Genomic DNA, 268 nt, shown 5'->3' with positions numbered 1-268 from the left:
ATGACGGCACGCTGGAGCGGATCCATCACACGCTCTACGTCGCCTGCCGGGAGCGGGTGGGTCGGGAGGTCAGCCCGACGGCAGCCATCATCGACAGCCAGAGCGTGAAGGGCGCGGAAAAGGGGGGCGCTCGATCGACCCGCCCGGCTATGATGCGGGCAAGAAGATCAGGGGCAAGAAGCGTCACATCCTGGTCGACACGCAGGGCCTGCTGATGCACGCGCTCGTCCATCCCGCCGACATTCAGGATCGGAATGGCGGCGTGCTG

Annotated in this window: 1 pseudogene; it reads left to right on the top strand. The window is 66.4% G+C overall.

The features are described from left to right. Positions 1 to 268: pseudogene (locus WDW90_RS39595) on the top strand (transposase); the annotation flags it as partial.

This window comes from Methylobacterium nigriterrae (assembly GCF_037106235.1).
GTDB classification, from domain to species: Bacteria; Pseudomonadota; Alphaproteobacteria; order Rhizobiales; family Beijerinckiaceae; genus Methylobacterium; species Methylobacterium nigriterrae.
Note: the sequence above shows the minus strand (reverse complement) of the source record. Positions and strands in the feature narration are given on the sequence as shown.